General features: G+C 65.5%; 17 protein-coding genes. 12 read left to right on the plus strand and 5 right to left on the minus strand.

Going from position 1 to position 14,414, the window contains the following annotated elements; translation table 11 throughout:
* The first annotated feature begins 49 nt into the window (after window positions 1-49).
* From EOD43_RS00630 to EOD43_RS00640, 3 genes are read left to right on the plus strand one after another with little or no spacing between them, the layout of a single operon-like run.
* Window positions 50-1,453, plus strand: a complete 1,404-nt coding sequence (locus EOD43_RS00630) for a helix-turn-helix domain-containing protein (RefSeq protein WP_127740112.1) — start codon at window positions 50-52, stop codon at window positions 1,451-1,453.
* Window positions 1,454-1,489: 36 nt separating this feature from the next.
* Window positions 1,490-2,254, plus strand: coding sequence for a histidinol-phosphatase (gene hisN, locus EOD43_RS00635; RefSeq protein ID WP_127740114.1), 765 nt, complete (start codon window positions 1,490-1,492; stop codon window positions 2,252-2,254).
* The gene (locus EOD43_RS00640) at window positions 2,251-2,769 is read left to right on the plus strand and encodes a GNAT family N-acetyltransferase (RefSeq protein WP_127740116.1); all 519 of its coding nucleotides are present in this window, start codon (window positions 2,251-2,253) and stop codon (window positions 2,767-2,769) included. The genes hisN and EOD43_RS00640 overlap by 4 nt, the downstream gene beginning before the upstream one ends.
* 39 nt (window positions 2,770-2,808) lie before the next feature.
* Here EOD43_RS00640 and EOD43_RS00645 read toward each other — a convergent pair whose 3' ends face one another.
* Window positions 2,809-4,938, minus strand: a complete 2,130-nt coding sequence (locus tag EOD43_RS00645; RefSeq protein ID WP_127740118.1) for an AsmA family protein — start codon at window positions 4,936-4,938, stop codon at window positions 2,809-2,811.
* A 154-nt stretch (window positions 4,939-5,092) separates the two neighbouring features.
* On the opposite strand from EOD43_RS00645, the gene rpmI reads away from it, so the two are divergent.
* Both rpmI and rplT read left to right on the plus strand, forming a co-directional pair.
* Complete coding sequence (gene rpmI, locus EOD43_RS00650; RefSeq protein ID WP_066968311.1) at window positions 5,093-5,296, plus strand: 50S ribosomal protein L35; 204 nt, start codon at window positions 5,093-5,095, stop codon at window positions 5,294-5,296.
* A gap of 14 nt (window positions 5,297-5,310) precedes the next feature.
* Entirely contained in the window at window positions 5,311-5,688 is a 378-nt protein-coding gene (gene rplT, locus EOD43_RS00655) for a 50S ribosomal protein L20 (RefSeq protein WP_127740120.1), read from the plus strand.
* 216 nt (window positions 5,689-5,904) lie between these two features.
* Here rplT and EOD43_RS00660 read toward each other — a convergent pair whose 3' ends face one another.
* The 3 genes from EOD43_RS00660 to EOD43_RS00670 all read right to left on the minus strand — a co-directional run bounded on the left by EOD43_RS00660 (window position 5,905) and on the right by EOD43_RS00670 (window position 7,575).
* The gene (locus EOD43_RS00660; protein WP_127740122.1) at window positions 5,905-6,168 is read right to left on the minus strand and encodes a hypothetical protein; all 264 of its coding nucleotides are present in this window, start codon (window positions 6,166-6,168) and stop codon (window positions 5,905-5,907) included.
* 2 nt (window positions 6,169-6,170) lie between these two features.
* On the minus strand, window positions 6,171-6,617 hold the full coding sequence (locus EOD43_RS00665) for a hypothetical protein (protein ID WP_127740124.1): 447 nt from the start codon (window positions 6,615-6,617) through the stop codon (window positions 6,171-6,173).
* Between the two features lie 100 nt (window positions 6,618-6,717).
* Window positions 6,718-7,575, minus strand: a complete 858-nt coding sequence (locus tag EOD43_RS00670) for a S1/P1 nuclease (RefSeq protein ID WP_127744556.1) — start codon at window positions 7,573-7,575, stop codon at window positions 6,718-6,720.
* A 54-nt stretch (window positions 7,576-7,629) separates the two neighbouring features.
* Between EOD43_RS00670 and EOD43_RS00675 the strand changes: the two genes are divergently transcribed.
* Window positions 7,630-8,865 (plus strand): phospholipase D-like domain-containing protein, encoded by a 1,236-nt coding sequence (locus tag EOD43_RS00675; protein WP_240653027.1) that lies wholly within the window; start codon window positions 7,630-7,632, stop codon window positions 8,863-8,865.
* Window positions 8,866-9,007: 142 nt separating this feature from the next.
* Here the strand turns inward: EOD43_RS00675 and EOD43_RS00680 are convergent, their stop codons facing one another.
* Window positions 9,008-9,964: an isoaspartyl peptidase/L-asparaginase family protein gene (locus tag EOD43_RS00680; protein WP_127740128.1), complete on the minus strand. Its 957-nt coding sequence runs from the start codon at window positions 9,962-9,964 to the stop codon at window positions 9,008-9,010.
* A 92-nt stretch (window positions 9,965-10,056) separates the two neighbouring features.
* On the opposite strand from EOD43_RS00680, the gene ispG reads away from it, so the two are divergent.
* From ispG to EOD43_RS00710, 6 genes are all read left to right on the plus strand, one after another.
* Window positions 10,057-11,187: a flavodoxin-dependent (E)-4-hydroxy-3-methylbut-2-enyl-diphosphate synthase gene (gene ispG, locus EOD43_RS00685; protein WP_127740130.1), complete on the plus strand. Its 1,131-nt coding sequence runs from the start codon at window positions 10,057-10,059 to the stop codon at window positions 11,185-11,187.
* Between the two features lie 106 nt (window positions 11,188-11,293).
* The gene (locus EOD43_RS00690; protein ID WP_127740132.1) at window positions 11,294-12,184 is read left to right on the plus strand and encodes a DMT family transporter; all 891 of its coding nucleotides are present in this window, start codon (window positions 11,294-11,296) and stop codon (window positions 12,182-12,184) included.
* Window positions 12,181-12,663, plus strand: a complete 483-nt coding sequence (locus EOD43_RS00695) for a GNAT family N-acetyltransferase (protein WP_127740134.1) — start codon at window positions 12,181-12,183, stop codon at window positions 12,661-12,663. Before EOD43_RS00690 ends, EOD43_RS00695 begins: the two co-directional genes overlap by 4 nt.
* A 70-nt stretch (window positions 12,664-12,733) precedes the next feature.
* Complete coding sequence (locus tag EOD43_RS00700; protein ID WP_127740136.1) at window positions 12,734-13,189, plus strand: hemerythrin domain-containing protein; 456 nt, start codon at window positions 12,734-12,736, stop codon at window positions 13,187-13,189.
* Between the two features lie 250 nt (window positions 13,190-13,439).
* Window positions 13,440-13,973, plus strand: a complete 534-nt coding sequence (locus EOD43_RS00705; protein WP_127740138.1) for a helix-turn-helix domain-containing protein — start codon at window positions 13,440-13,442, stop codon at window positions 13,971-13,973.
* Window positions 13,974-14,058: 85 nt separating this feature from the next.
* A complete protein-coding gene (locus tag EOD43_RS00710; RefSeq protein WP_127740140.1) occupies window positions 14,059-14,406 on the plus strand; it encodes a hypothetical protein in 348 nt (115 codons plus the stop codon).
* Window positions 14,407-14,414: the final 8 nt, after the last annotated feature.

The raw sequence follows: 14,414 nt of genomic DNA on the forward strand, positions 1-14,414 counted from the left end.
GATTGCCGCGTCGCCTTCGGCTCCTCGCAATGACGAGGCTGGGGGATCGATGAGGAAACCTCGCCGCTTCGCCGGGGGCGATATCCGCGCGCTGCGCCGCCGTTCGGGGCTGGGGCAGGCGGCGATGGCCGCGCGGCTCGATCTGTCGGTCAGCTATTTGTCGCAATTGGAGAATGACGATCGGCCGGTAACGCCCAAAGTCGCCGAGGCGCTGGCCCGCGCCTTCCCCGAATGGGATGCCGGCAGCGATCCCGACGACCGGCGGCTGATCGACCTGCGTGCCGCCCTCGCCGATCCGCTGTTCGCCGATCCGCTGCTTTCGCCCGATCAACTGCATCGCGCGGTCGAGCAGCAGCCCGCACTCGCCGACCGATTCGTGCGGCTCCATCAGGCGTGGCGCCGCGCCGACGAACGGCTCCACCATGTCGACGATCGGATCGCCAGCGGCGTTCCCGGCGACGATCGCCTGCCGTGGGAGGAGGTTCGCGACTGGTTTCACGAGGCGGGCAATTATGTCGACGCGCTCGACCGCGCGGCCGAGGCGCTGGCGCTCGAACTCGATGCCCAGCCGCTGCCCGAGGCGCTGATCGCGCACGTCCTGCGCAGCCGCCACGGCGTCGACATATTGTCCGGCACCGATGAGAGCGGATCGATGCGCCGCTTCGATCGCGCGCGGGGGCTGCTGACGATCGGCGCCGCGCTGCCGCCTGAGACGCGCCGCTTCATGCTGGCGCACCAGCTGGCCTTGCTCGAATTCCGTGAGGCGATCGGCGAAGTCGCCGGACAGGCGCGGCTGCGATCGGCCGAGGCGCACACCCTACTGTCGGTCGGCCTCGCCAACTATGCGGCGGGCGCGCTGCTGATGCCCTATGGTCGCTTCCGCGAGCAGGCGCTGGCGGTGCGGCACGATATCGATCGGCTGTGCCGGCTGTTCGGGGTCAGTTTCGAGCAGGCGTGCCACCGGCTCTCGAACCTCCAGCGCCCCGGCGCGCGCGGCGTGCCCTTCTTCTTCTGCCGGGTCGACATGGCGGGCAACATCACCAAGCGCCATTCGGCCACGCGCCTGCAATTCGCGCGCTTCGGCGGCGCCTGCCCCTTGTGGATCGTGCATGAGGCGGTCGCGATCCCCGATCGCATTCTCGTCCAGCTGGCCGAAATGCCCGATGGCGTGCGCTACGTCTCGATGGCCAAGGGGCTGGTGAAACCATCGGGCAGTTTTACGCGGTCGCCGCGCCGTTACGCGGTGGCGCTGGGCTGCGAAGCCGATCATGCGCGCGACTTCATCTATGCCGACGCGCTCGACGTCGGCAATGCAGGCGCCGCCACCCCGATCGGCGTCTCGTGCCGCCTGTGCCCCCGCGAGCAATGCGACCAACGCGCCTTCCCCCCCGCCGATCGCGGCATCGCGGTGGACGCCGACACGCGCGACGTGGTGCCCTATCGCGTGCTGTGACTTGCAACCGTCGCCCAGTGCGGGGATGAGGGCGGCATGACCGACGCCGACATCGCCCTCGCCCTCCGCCTCGCCGACGCGGCGGGGGACGCGATCCGCCCCTTTTTCCGCCGCCGCTTCATCCGCGAGACCAAGGAGGATGCGTCCCCCGTCACCGAGGCCGATCGCGCATCCGAAGCCGCGATGCGCCGCATCCTCGACGCCGAGCGCGCCGAGGACGGCATCATCGGCGAGGAATATGGCGACAAGAATGGCGGCGCGAACCGTGTCTGGGTACTCGATCCGATCGACGGCACGCGCGCCTTCGTCGCCGGCAGGCCTTTGTTCGGCACGCTGATCGCGCTGATCGAGGATGGAAAGCCGGTGCTGGGCGTGATCGATCAGCCGATCATCGGCGATCGTTGGCTGGGCGCGAAGGGCCGCGCGACGCTGTTCAACGGCGAACCCGCCAAAACCCGCGCCTGTTCGGGCGTGGCCGACGCGCATCTCGGCACCACATCCCCCGCCGCCTTCCCCGGCGACGATCTCGCTCACTTCCAGAAACTGGGCGCCGCCGCGCGCGATGTTTTGTGGGGCGGCGACTGCCACAATTACGGGCTGGTCGCGTCGGGCCATCTGGACGCCGTGATCGAGTCGGGCCTCAAGCTTTACGACTTTGCGGCTTTGGTCCCGGTAGTCGAAGGCGCGGGCGGGCGGATGACCGACTGGCAGGGCCGCGACCTCGATCGCGACAGCGCCGGCCATGTCATCGCGGCGGGCGATCCGTCGCTGATCGCCCCGATCGCCGAGCTGCTCGCATGATCCGCGCCGCCCGGCCGGAAGATGCGCCCGCGCTCGCCGCGCTCAAGCTCGAAACCTTTCGCCAGACCTTCCTGACCGACGGTTTCGCCATCCCCTATCCGCCCGCCGACCTCGCGATCTTCGAGCGCGATAGCTACGATCCGGCGGTGGTCGCGCGCGAGATCGCCGATCCCGGCCGCGCGACCTGGGTCGCCGAACGCGATGGAACGCTGATCGCTTATGCGCAGGTCGGCCCCTCCAAGCTGCCGCACCCGGACGTTCGCGAAGGGCATGGCGAACTCTACCAGCTCTACGCGCTCAAATCGGCGCAGGGGCTGGGACTGGGCGGCCAGTTGCTCGACCTCACCCTCAATCATCTGGGCGAGACGCGGCCGGGGCCGATCTGGCTGGGCGTCTGGTCGGGCAACCTCAAGGCGCAGGCCGTCTATGCCAAGCGCGGCTTTTCCAAGGTCGGCGAATATGAGTTCCCGGTCGGCGCATGGCGCGACCATGAGTTTATCTTCCGGCGGGGCTAAGTCTCGCGAAAGTTTCCTATAGGAAACTTCCTGCAACGGTCACTTGATCAACGTCGTCGGCTGCTTGCGGTCGCCGGCCTGCTGACGGTTTTCGGAGACGTTGCCCGTATCCTTGCGGCGCTCGCCCTTGGCGGTGCGCTGCGCGGCGGTGCTGGCGCCCGCGAGGATCGGGCCGCACGCCGCCGCCTTGGCATCGCCCGGATCGACGAACGCGAGGACGGCCGCGAGCGGACTTGCGACGACGCCCAGCGCCACGCCCGCGCCGCCGCGCGCCAGAAGCTGCGGGCTGATGATGTTGATCCCCGGCTCGGCAAAATAGCCGCGGATGCCAACCGGCGACTGGCCCGAGAACAGGCTGAACTTCTTGCCGTCGGCGCGGAACGCCATGTCGAGGCTTTCATCCTTGAAGCTGAAGCCGCCCTTGGCCGTCATGACGTTCTTGGTCGTGTCGATCAGGATCGGATCGGCCGCCGCGACGCCATTCTTCACGGTGAAAGCGATCAGGCCGCAATTGATCTCGATCGGCTTCTTGAGCTTATCCTCGAACAGCTTCTGCACGAACACGCCGATATCGAACTCGGCCAGCTGGACGTACTGGGTCCAGAAGGTGCCGCGCGGCAGGATGATCGCGATCCGGCCATTCGACGTGGCGAGCGAATCGCGCAGCGTATCGCCGGTGCCCTTCATCTGGACGCGCGCCTTGATCGTGCCGGTCGTGCCATTCTGCGTGACGCCGAAGCCCGCGAGCAGCTTGCCCATCGGGGTCGGCGACAGGCGGATGTCATAATCGGTGATGACCGAGGGCACGCGCGCATTGATCGAGATATCTGACGCCAGCCGCCCGCCCGCAATGTCGAGCGTGAAGGGCGACAGCACCATCAACTTGTCCTTCAGATCGAAGGTCAGATCGACATTGGAGATCGGGAACTTGGGATTCCGGAAATCCTTCACCTTATACAGGATGTGCGCGTCGAAATGGCTGATCGCATCCATGCGCAGCGGCGCATCGGGCAGGACGCGCGGCGTGGCGCCGGTCTGCACGACTGCCGCAGTCGGCCCCTTGGTCGCCAGCGCGGTCGGCTCGTAACCGATGAACGGCCCGACATCGATGATGTCGACCAGCTTCGAATTGAGCACGGCATTAAGGAACAGCCGATCGTTCGGGAAGCTGATCGTCATCTTGCCCGCCAGATCGGACGCGCCATAGCGACCGTTGATCCGGGTGAAGCGCCACTCGTCGCCCGCCTTGGTCAGTTTCGACGTGAAGAGGTAATTGCGCGTATCGGGCGCAGCGACGCCCAGGAAATCGAACAGGTAGCGGATGTTCGGGCCGCGCACCTTCAGGTTCAGGTCCGATCCCTCGATCTGCGTCGCGGCCGGCAGCGTGCCGTTCAGATCCAGATAGGTCGCGCCCGACTTCGCATGCATTTCGAACTGCGTGCGACCGAAGGTCACGGTCGAATTGGGGCTGAGGATCGCGCCTTCCATCGTGAACGGCTTGTCGCGCAGCGTGCCTTCGCCGGTGAACGGCACCTTGCCGTCGATCCGCGTGTCGCCCGCCGCGATATCGCCGACCTTGACGTCGACCTTCACGAACAAAGCCGGATCGATATAGCGAACCTCGGTATCGGTGACGTTCGCGCGGCCGATGATCGGCCACTGGAACGGCTCGCCCTTCTTGTTCGGATCGCCGAAGGTCCAGGTGTTCTTCTTGTCCGGCGACCATTCAGCATCGACGCGCCCGCCATCGAGCACCAGCCACTCCGCGCGCCGCTCGCCAAAGATCAGCGGGATCGTCTTGATCCGCGTCTCGATATGCTTCGCTTCGAAGAAATTGGGCTTGGTCGCCCAGGTCGCGCCCTTGGGATTGGAAATCGTCATCCCGTCGGCCAGGAATTTGGCGTCGATGACGTCGAAATAGAATTGGAAGTCGCCTGCCACCTTGATGTCGCGTTCGGCCATCCGGCTCGCGACATTTTCAAAGGTGTTCTTCAGGAAACGACCCTTGGTGACGTAGAGCACGAACCAGGCGAGGACGATCAGGCCAATGATCGTCGCGACGATGCCCACCCCCACCGCCAGCGTGGTATTGGCGGGGTCGCGACGCCGGCGGACGGGGTTTTTGTCCGTTTCGGGCACCGTGATCGGCGGGTGGGGCTCTACTACCATGACGCCCCAAAACCCCCGAAAGACCAAGGGGGTTCCGAATCGTTGCATTGCGCCGAGAACCTCCCTATAGGCCCGCGCTTCCGCGATTTGATGGACGGTCCGGCTGAATGGGCTGCCGTGGCTGTCTGCAAACGTCGCATATCAGGAGACGAAAATGCCCAAGCTGAAGACCAAGAGCGGCGTGAAGAAGCGCTTCAAGCTCACGGCCACCGGCAAGATCAAGCACGGCGTCGCTGGCAAGCGTCACCGCCTGATCAGCCACAACGCCAAGTATATCCGCCAGAATCGTGGCACCAGTGTTCTCGCCGAAGCCGATACGGCTCGCGTGAAGCTCTGGGCGCCGTACGGCCTGAACTAAGGGAGGCCCGATAGATGGCACGCGTCAAGAGGGGTGTAACCACCCACGCAAAGCACAAGCGCGTTCTTGAACAGGCGAAGGGCTATTATGGCCGCCGCAAGAACACGATCCGTATCGCCAAGCAGGCCGTCGAAAAGGCCGGCCAGTACGCCTATCGCGACCGCAAGGTTAAGAAGCGTTCGTTCCGCGCCCTGTGGATCCAGCGCATCAACGCCGCGGTCCGCGCCGAAGGCCTGACCTATGGCGTGTTCATGCACGGCCTGAAGCTGGCCGGCGTCGAACTGGACCGGAAGGTCCTGGCCGATCTGGCGATGCACGAAGGTGCAGCTTTCAGCGCGATCATCGCGCAGGCGAAGGCAGCCCTTCCGGCGGACGCCCGCGTCGCGGCATAAGCTGCGCTTCGGCTCAAGAGATCAGGGCGCGGTGGCTTCGGCTACCGCGCCTTTTTCTTTGCCAGTCGTTGCGCCCTGCGCTTTCGCTTTCTGATGAGGGTAGCAGCGGCGTGCTGCACACTCGACTTATCGGAGCGCTTCAGGAGGCGGTCGACGATCAATTCGCCGATCGCCTGAACCACCATTTCGGCAAGCGTCCGGATCAATCCCTGGCTTTCAGTCGACGCGAACGCAGTTGGTGGAGAGTTGGCCGACAGCCGCGCTGATCATCCGGTGCGCGGCCTCGATCTTCTTGAACTCGGCGCCGCAGTCATAGGTGTCCGAACCTTCGGCCAAACAGGCGACATAGACGTTCATCGCCGTCTGCATCTCGCGCACCGCCGCATTATATTGCATCCGCGCCGCCGCGCAGTCCGCCTTGGCGAGCGCGGGCGCCGACAGCGACAGCGCGATAAGATAGGCGATCGTCCGGATCTTCATGGTCAATCCAATGCCATCAGGTGATCGCGCAGCGCGCGGGCGTCATGGAGGGCGTTGTGCGGCACCGCGCTGTTGCGCGCAGTCGAAAAGCCGGGGGTACGGCGATATTCGAACGACAGGTTCGGCAGGTCGACCACCTCACGCTCGCTGATCAGCATCAGGCGGCAGAACAGGGCGATATCCTCGGGCCAGTCGGCGATGATGACGGGATCGGGATCGCCCCGCAGATAATTGGCGATGTCATAGGCCGCCGCCTCGCGATCCAGCACATTGAGCAGCATCGGCGGCACCGATCGCAAATAGGGAACGACGTGGCGATCGACCCATTCCTCATAGGGATGCTCGATCGGCAGGACGACATAATAGTCCTCACCGTCCTCCGCCGCGAGGCCGACGCTGATCAGTTCGCCCCCGAAGCCGTTGAACTCGGTGTCCAGATAGTAGCGCATCTCTCCACCTAACCGCTCGTGTCGAGCGAAGTCGAGACACGTTCGCGAACACCCAGCCAACGTGTCTCGACTTCGCTCGACACGAGCGGAGTTGGGGAGGTTAGGACAACGCCTCGTTCAGCAGCCGCGCAAGCCGGATGCCGCCACGCGCGACCTGCAGGCGCAGGACCGGGATCAGCGCCTGGATTGTCTCGTTGGTCAACGTCGGCTTCTCCGCCGGGGAGGGACCGCAGCCGTCGCCGCCGAGCAGCGCGGCATAAGCGTCGTGCGCGACCTGCCAGCTTTCGCGGCTCCAATCCTCGACCGAGCCTTGCGCCATCGCCGGCCGATCGGCCGCGGGCACCTCGGCCAAAATCCCCATCGGCCCACCAACGGGAGTCGAGATCGCGCGATCGGCGAGCAGGCCATCCCAGATCGAATGGATGTTGGTGTTCTTCAACGCGCCGTAATTCGCCTTGGTATCGTTGCCGCCGCGATCGTGCCGGTCGCCGGCGTGGAGCGGCTGCGCCAGATCGCCCATGAAGTGGACGAGCAGCGCCAGCGCCTCGACGCGCACGCGGACGGGCTGGCTGCGATCCTTAAGCAGCCGCGCATTGCGCTCGATCTGTCGGGCGACGCAATTGCCGTCGGGGCAGGCCGCCTTCAGATCAAACGGCTTGCACACGTCCATATTTTGATAATGCCAGCTATAAATATAGCTGAAGCGGTCGCGCATCGGCTTGATGCAGTCGGCCCAGACCGACGCCTGCTCGATCGTCTTGGCCGGGCAGGTCGGCGTTTCGAGCAGAGCCGATTTGGCGAGCAGCGCCTTTATCTCGGCGCGCGCCTTCGGGTTCACCTCGTGCAGCGCGATCGTCGCGACCGTCTCATGCCCATATTCCCACCAGGCATAAGCGGGCGCGGCGGCAAGGAGGCTCGAAAGCCCGGCGATGAGGATGAGGATCAGGCGCGTCACGATCCTTGCATTTAAGCCCGGTAGCGCGGATGTCGACGTGGTTTCGATGCGCAGGTGATGACGATGACAACGATGTTCGGCCGTTTCTGCCTCGCGGCGACCGCGCTGTTGCTCCCGATCGGCGCGGCGCACGCCAAGTTCGAGATTCCGGGCTTCGAACTGGTCCACACCGCGCCCGTCGAAACCAGCCTCGCCACCGCCGACCTGCGCGATCCGACGACGGTGTGGTGCGAGATGTTCGATGCCGCAAAGTCGACGATCGATATCGAGCAATTCTACATTTCCGGGCAGAGCGGCGAACCGCTCGACCGCGTGATCGCCTCGCTCGAGGCCGCGGGCAAACGCGGGGTGAAAATCCGCTTCCTGATGGAGGAGAAGGGGCAAGGCGCCTCCGATCAGGCGACGATCGACAAGGTGAAGGCGATCCCCAACCTGACCTTCCGGATGCTCAGCTGGGCCAAGGTCAACGGATCGGGCATCATCCACGCCAAATATTTCGTCGTCGACGGCAAGGCCGCATTCGTCGGCAGCCAGAATTTCGATTGGCGCGCGCTCAAGCATATCGACGAGACCGGGCTGAAGATCACGCAGGCCAAGATGGTCGGCCAGCTGCAGCGCATCTTCGACCATGACTGGGCCGCCGTGCCGCTGACCATCGCCGGCCAGCCGGTGCCCAGGCTGCGCGACACCATCTATGCGCCGATCGACGCCAAGGCGTTCCTCGTCGCCAGCCCCAATGCCTATGACCCCGCCGACGTGGCGGACTCACAGGCCGCGCTCGTCAAGCTGATCGGCGCGGCGAAGCGCGAGATAAGGGTCGAGGTGATGGAATATTCGGCCAACGCCTTCGGCGGCGGCACCTACACCGTGATCGACGACGCGCTGCGCGCTGCGGCCGAACGCGGGGTGAAGGTACAGCTGCTCGTCGCCGACTGGACGATGTGGCCGAACAACCTGCCCAGCCTCGAACGGCTCGACAATCTGCCGACCGCCGAGGTGCGGGTCGCGTCGATCCCGCAGGCATCGACCGGCTTCATCCCCTTCACGCGCGTCGTCCACACCAAGGTGATGACGATCGACGACGAGATCGCATGGGTCGGCACGAGCAACTGGGAAGGCGGCTATCTCGATAATTCGCGCAACCTCGAGATCGTGCTGCGCGATCGGACAATGGCGAAGCGGCTCGGCGCAATGGAGACCCGTTTGTGGGATTCCCCCTACGCCAAGCCCTTCGCGCAAGCGAAGCTGATCCCGCGGCCAAATACCAAGGAAGCGGCCGCGGCGGCGAACTGACCACTCAAGATCCTCCCCCGGCGGGGGAGGTGGCAGTCCGCAGGACTGACGGAGGGGTATTGGCCGGCAGCGAACCGCCAAGCCTCAAATACCCCTCCACCGCTTCGCGGTCCCCCTCCCCCTCCGGGGGAGGATTTATCGGTCACTCATCCCCGTAGAGTGCGACCTGCGGTTCGCCGCCCGCCGCCACGCGGCCGCGATACATGCCGGCGCTGTTGAAGCACCAGCCGCCAGCACCATCATGACCAACCGCGATGATCCCGCCGGTGCCGCCGAGCGCGCCGATCTCCCCGATCGTCGCGACCGCGGCCGCGCCCAGCGCCTCGCCCGCCAGCCGCACCCGGCTCGACACCTCATGGCCTGCCCCCACGCGAATGAAATGCTCGCCGGAGCCAGTGCAGGAGATGGCGGCACCGCGATCGTCGGCCCAGGTGCCGGCTCCGATCACCGGCGAATCGCCGATCCGGTTCCAGCGCTTGCCGGTCAGCCCCCCGGTCGAGGTCGCCGCCGCCAGATGGCCCTCAGCGTCGCGCGCCACAGCACCCACCGTCCCATATTTCAGATCGGCATCGAAGCGCCCGCCCGCGCGCAGTTCCTCATATTGGCGCCAGCGTTCGTCGGTGTGGAACCAGGCGGGCGGCGCCTGTTCGATGTCATGTTCCGCCCCGAAACGATCGGCGCCCGCGCCGGTCAGCATCGCATGCGGGCTTTTCTCCATCACCGCACGCGCCAGCGTGACCGGGTGGCGGCTGTGCGTCACCGCGCTCACCGCGCCCGCATCGCGATTGCTGCCGTCCATGATCGCGGCATCGAGTTCGTTGACGCCTTCGGCGGTGAACACCGCGCCGCGCCCGGCGTTGAAATTGGGATCATCCTCCAGCACACGCACCGCAGCCTCGACCGCGTCGAGCGCGCTGCCGCCGCCCGACAGGATCGCCGATCCCGCCGCCAGCGCGGCATTCAGCGCCGCGCGCACTGCGACGTCGACCGCCGGGTCGAGCGTGTCGCGCCTGATCTGCCCGGCGCCGCCATGAACCACGAGCGTCCAGCCCGCATCCGGGGCGCTCCATTGCGATGTGATGCTGCGATCTGCCGTCACGCTTTCCAAAACCTTCGATTGTTGGGAATGCCTTCAAACAGGCACGTGAAACGCCTATAGCGGCGATGAGGTAGCTTTCAGAACGGAAAAGCATGTCGGTTCGTCCCTGGCGCGATATTGCGCGCCGCCAGTCGCGTCAGATCATGGTGGGCAATGTCGCTGTCGGCGGCGGCGCGCCCGTCACCGTCCAGACGATGACCAACACCCCTACCGACGACGTCAAAGCGACGATCGACCAGATCCGCCGGTGCGAGGATGCGGGCGCCGACATCATCCGCGTCTCCTGCCCCGACGAGGCATCGACCGCCGCGCTCAAGCAGATCGTGCGCGCCGCGCGCGTGCCGATCGTCGCCGACATCCACTTCCATTATAAACGCGCGCTGGAAGCCGCCGATGCCGGTGCTGCCTGCCTGCGCATCAACCCCGGCAATATCGGGTCCGAAGCGCGCGTGGCCGAAGTCGTCCGCGCCGCCAAGGCGAACGGCTGTGCGATCCGCATCGGCGTCAATGCCGGCAGCCTCGAAAAGGATTTGCTCGAAAAATATGGCGAGCCGTGCCCCGAGGCGCTCGTCGAAAGCGCGCTCGACCATATCAAGCTGCTGCAGGATCAGGATTTCCACGAATATAAGGTCGCAGTGAAGGCGTCGGACGTCTTCCTTGCCGTCTCGGCCTATATGGGCCTGGCCGAAGCGGTCGATTGCCCGCTGCATCTGGGTATCACCGAGGCGGGCGGGCTGATCGGCGGCACGGTCAAGTCGGCGATCGGCATCGGCAACCTGTTGTGGGCGGGGATCGGCGACACGATCCGCGTCTCGCTCTCGGCCGAGCCGGAAGAGGAAGTCCGCGTGGGCTTCGAAATACTGAAGGCATTGGGCATCCGCAATCGCGGCGTCCGCGTCGTCTCCTGCCCCAGCTGCGCGCGGCAGGGCTTCGACGTGATCCGCACCGTCCAGACGCTCGAGGAACGGCTCCAGCATATCCGCGTCCCGCTCTCGCTCTCGGTGCTCGGCTGCGTCGTCAACGGCCCCGGCGAAGCGCGCGAAACCGACATCGGCCTGACCGGTGGCGGCAATGGCAAGCACATGGTCTATCTGTCCGGCGTCACCGATCACACGGTACAGGACGAAGGCATGGTCGACCATATCGTCAAGCTGGTCGAAGCCAAGGCGGCGGAGATTGAAGCGGCCGAAGCGGCAGCGAGCGCGGCCCAGGCGGCGGAGTGATCCTACGCCCGTCGCTCCAGCGAAGGCTGGAGCCCATGTCTGTCATCACCAGCGGCATCGCCCGCCAAAAGAGCGATAGGCCCCAGCCTCCGCTGGGGCGACGGCTATGAGGCAAACGCCCACCATCATCGCCTTCGCGGTCGCCTGTCTCGGCATCGCGGTCTTTTCGTCGATGGATGCGGTGGTGAAGCACCTCAGCCTCGCTATCGGTACCTACAATACCTTGCTGTGGCGCAGTCTGGCCGGCGTACCGATGACGCTCAGCCCCTGGCTGCTGCGCCGACCGACATGGCCGCAGGGGAAGGTGCTGCGCATCCATATCGAGCGCGGGCTGGTCGCCGCGTTGATGGCGGTGCTGTTCTTCTGGGGGCTGGCGCGCACGCCGATGGCGCAGGCGATCGCCTTGACCTTCATCTCGCCGCTGATCGCGCAGGGGCTGGCCGTCGTGCTGCTCAAGGAAAGGCTGCGGCGCGGGGCGATGCTCGGTTCGGCCCTCGCGCTCGTCGGCGTGATCGTGATCCTGTCCGGGCAGGCGATGAAGGCGATGGATGCCGAGGCGGCGCTCGGCGCCGTTGCCGTCGTGCTGTCGGCGGTGGCCTATGCCTATAACATCATCCTGATGCGGCGGCAGTCGCAGGTGGCCGACGCTTACGAAGTCGCCTTTTTCCAGAACGGCATCGTCGCGATCGTGCTGGCCTGCGCGATGCCGTGGATGGCCGAACTGCCGCCCGCGCCGCACTGGCCCGCGATCATCGCCGCCGCCGCGCTCGCCAGCTTTTCGCTGTTCCTGCTCAGTTGGGCCTATGCCCGTGCCGAGGCGAGCTATCTCGCGCCTGTCGAGTTCACCGCCTTCGTCTGGGCAAGCCTGTGGGGATTTGTCGTGTTCGGCGAGCATGTGCGGCTGACCACGGTTGCGGGCGCCGCCTTGATCATCGGCGGCTGCCTGATCGCCGCACGGTCGCCCGCCAATCTGCCCGAAAGAGACATACTGCCATGACCTTGATCATCCGCCCCGCGCATCCCGGCGACGAGGGCGACATCCTGCGCCTGATCCATGCGCTCGCCGATTATGAGAATGAGCCCGATGCGGTGGAAGCGACCGAGGAGGGGTTGGCCGCGCATTTCTTCGGCCCCGATCCAAAAGTGTTCGCGCATGTCGCCGAACAGGACGGACATGTCGTCGGCATTGCGGTGTGGTTCTTCAACTTCTCCACCTGGACCGGGCGGCACGGAATCTATCTGGAGGATTTGTTCGTCGATCCCGCGGCGCGGGGCGGCGGGATCGCGCGCAAGCTGTTCGAAGCGATGGCGGCCGAGGCCGAGGTGCGGAATTGCGCGCGGATCGACTGGCAGGTGCTCGACTGGAACGAGCTGGGCAAAGGCCTCTACCGCCGCCTCGGCGCGCGGCACAAGGCGGGGTGGGAGCCGTGGCGGATCGACGGCGACGCGCTCACCGCTTTGCTAACGCCCAACTAACCACGATCGGCAAGCCGGCGGAAATCATCCGAAAGTAGCACCGCGCAAACGGTTTCGGAGAGATGCCATAATGAGCCGCACTGCCAATTTGCGCCGCCAGCACGATGCCGCCGTCATCATCGTCGGGGAGATCAACAACCTTCTGCTGGCGCGGCCCGGCATCGAAGCGCGCGACGGCGCCTTTCAGGCGAGCCTGCTTCTCGCCAAGTTGACCGGCCTGCTCCGCATCCACTTCGCGCAGGAGGACCGGCAGCTCTATCCGTCGCTGATGGCGTCGGGCCGCGGCGGCGTCGCCGAAATCGCGCGCCGTTTCTTCGAAGAGATGGGCGATCTGGGCCAGGCCTATGGCGCCTTCGCCCAGCGCTGGGAGTCCGCGACGCAGATTCTGAACGATCCCCGTGGCTTCCGTCGCGAATCGAAGGTGATTTTCACCGCGCTTGCCGACCGAATCACCCGCGAGAATGAGCAGCTCTATCCGCATGCCGACGCCGCAATCGATACCGATGCTTCGTTGCGTGCCGCATAAGGCGCTTTGATACCCATCGAAATGATTGAGACTCGCGCATTGAGCAGTCCGCATCTCAAACTTTGATACCGCGTAACCGTTACACGGCCCCAAAAACGGCCGTGTAACGATCCGCAGGGCCGCTGCACGTCCCAAAAGCCGAAAACACCCCAGCTTTTCGTTCCCAAATGCGAATTTGAGCGCGTTCTGGTGGAACCCGGGCCGCTTTAAGTGTATTGCCTGAGTCGCGCACTATCGAGCTTTGGGGCCCATGATCACCGACCCAGTCTCAAAATTGACCGAGGGTCAGCGCGCCTGTTTACGGCGTGTGCTGCTCCATATGTCGTCCAAGGACATTGCGCGCGAGCTCGATATCTCTCCGCACACGGTCGATCAGCGGCTTCGCGTCGCAATCCAGACGCTGGGCGTCAGCAGCCGGTTCGAAGCGGCCCGCCTGCTCGCGCAACACGAGCGCCCCGATCTATATCAAGCGCCCGTATATCAAACACCGCACATTGCTCCCAACCCCCGTCATCCCATCATGGGCTCGTCGGGCAGTCATGAGGATCGACGCTATGGCCAGCCTTACGGAGCAGATCAGCTCCGTGAGGAACAGGTCGCCTTCCGGGCGACCCCCTGGCACTTCGCGCCGCCCCTCCGGCTCCCGATGCCGATGGTGGGAGGAGACAGGAATGATCTCGGCACCTTGCCGAGGGTTGCATGGATCGGTGGCATCGCCATCGGAACCGCGCTCTCGTTTGGAGCCCTGATCGCCGGTCTCGATGCGCTCTCGCGGTTGCTCTAGGCACTCCGCAAAAGCGTCTCCCTTCAAAAGGTTCGACTTTTAATCGACGCGCTGCCGCAGGGGGCGGCGCGAGAGGGAGACTCACATGCTCGTCAAGCGCCGCAACGCCGCCCAGGAAGTCGCCAACCGTCTGATGGCCGCCGAAGAGGCGATCGACGCCGCACTCGCCGCCGTCGCCGAACTTTCGGGCTATCTGCCGGTCGCGCGCTGCGAGGCCAATCTGGCCGCCTGTGTCGGCCAGGAAGCCTTCGAAGGCGCCGCCGAGACCTTCGCGTCGCTGATCCGCGCCCGCCGCAACATCGTCGATACCCACGCGTCGCTCGCCGTGACCAAGGATCAGATCGGCCTGCGCACCGTGGCGCTGGGTGGCCTCGCCGAGAAGGCCGAGCATCGCAATGGCGGCCTGTCGGTCGTCGAGCGGACCGCCGCCTGAACCAGCCC

The organism is Sphingomonas crocodyli, assembly GCF_004005865.1.
Classification (GTDB): domain Bacteria; phylum Pseudomonadota; class Alphaproteobacteria; order Sphingomonadales; family Sphingomonadaceae; genus Rhizorhabdus; species Rhizorhabdus crocodyli.

Coding starts and splice junctions, on each gene's coding strand:
- EOD43_RS00630 (WP_127740112.1), top strand. CDS start 50: ATGAGGAAACCTCGCCGCTTCGCCGGGGGCGATATCCGCGCGCTGCGC.
- hisN (WP_127740114.1), top strand. CDS start 1,490: ATGACCGACGCCGACATCGCCCTCGCCCTCCGCCTCGCCGACGCGGCG.
- EOD43_RS00640 (WP_127740116.1), top strand. CDS start 2,251: ATGATCCGCGCCGCCCGGCCGGAAGATGCGCCCGCGCTCGCCGCGCTC.
- EOD43_RS00645 (WP_127740118.1), bottom strand. CDS start 4,938: ATGGTAGTAGAGCCCCACCCGCCGATCACGGTGCCCGAAACGGACAAA.
- rpmI (WP_066968311.1), top strand. CDS start 5,093: ATGCCCAAGCTGAAGACCAAGAGCGGCGTGAAGAAGCGCTTCAAGCTC.
- rplT (WP_127740120.1), top strand. CDS start 5,311: ATGGCACGCGTCAAGAGGGGTGTAACCACCCACGCAAAGCACAAGCGC.
- EOD43_RS00660 (WP_127740122.1), bottom strand. CDS start 6,168: ATGAAGATCCGGACGATCGCCTATCTTATCGCGCTGTCGCTGTCGGCG.
- EOD43_RS00665 (WP_127740124.1), bottom strand. CDS start 6,617: ATGCGCTACTATCTGGACACCGAGTTCAACGGCTTCGGGGGCGAACTG.
- EOD43_RS00675 (WP_240653027.1), top strand. CDS start 7,630: ATGACGATGACAACGATGTTCGGCCGTTTCTGCCTCGCGGCGACCGCG.
- ispG (WP_127740130.1), top strand. CDS start 10,057: ATGTCGGTTCGTCCCTGGCGCGATATTGCGCGCCGCCAGTCGCGTCAG.
- EOD43_RS00690 (WP_127740132.1), top strand. CDS start 11,294: ATGAGGCAAACGCCCACCATCATCGCCTTCGCGGTCGCCTGTCTCGGC.
- EOD43_RS00695 (WP_127740134.1), top strand. CDS start 12,181: ATGACCTTGATCATCCGCCCCGCGCATCCCGGCGACGAGGGCGACATC.
- EOD43_RS00700 (WP_127740136.1), top strand. CDS start 12,734: ATGAGCCGCACTGCCAATTTGCGCCGCCAGCACGATGCCGCCGTCATC.
- EOD43_RS00705 (WP_127740138.1), top strand. CDS start 13,440: ATGATCACCGACCCAGTCTCAAAATTGACCGAGGGTCAGCGCGCCTGT.
- EOD43_RS00710 (WP_127740140.1), top strand. CDS start 14,059: ATGCTCGTCAAGCGCCGCAACGCCGCCCAGGAAGTCGCCAACCGTCTG.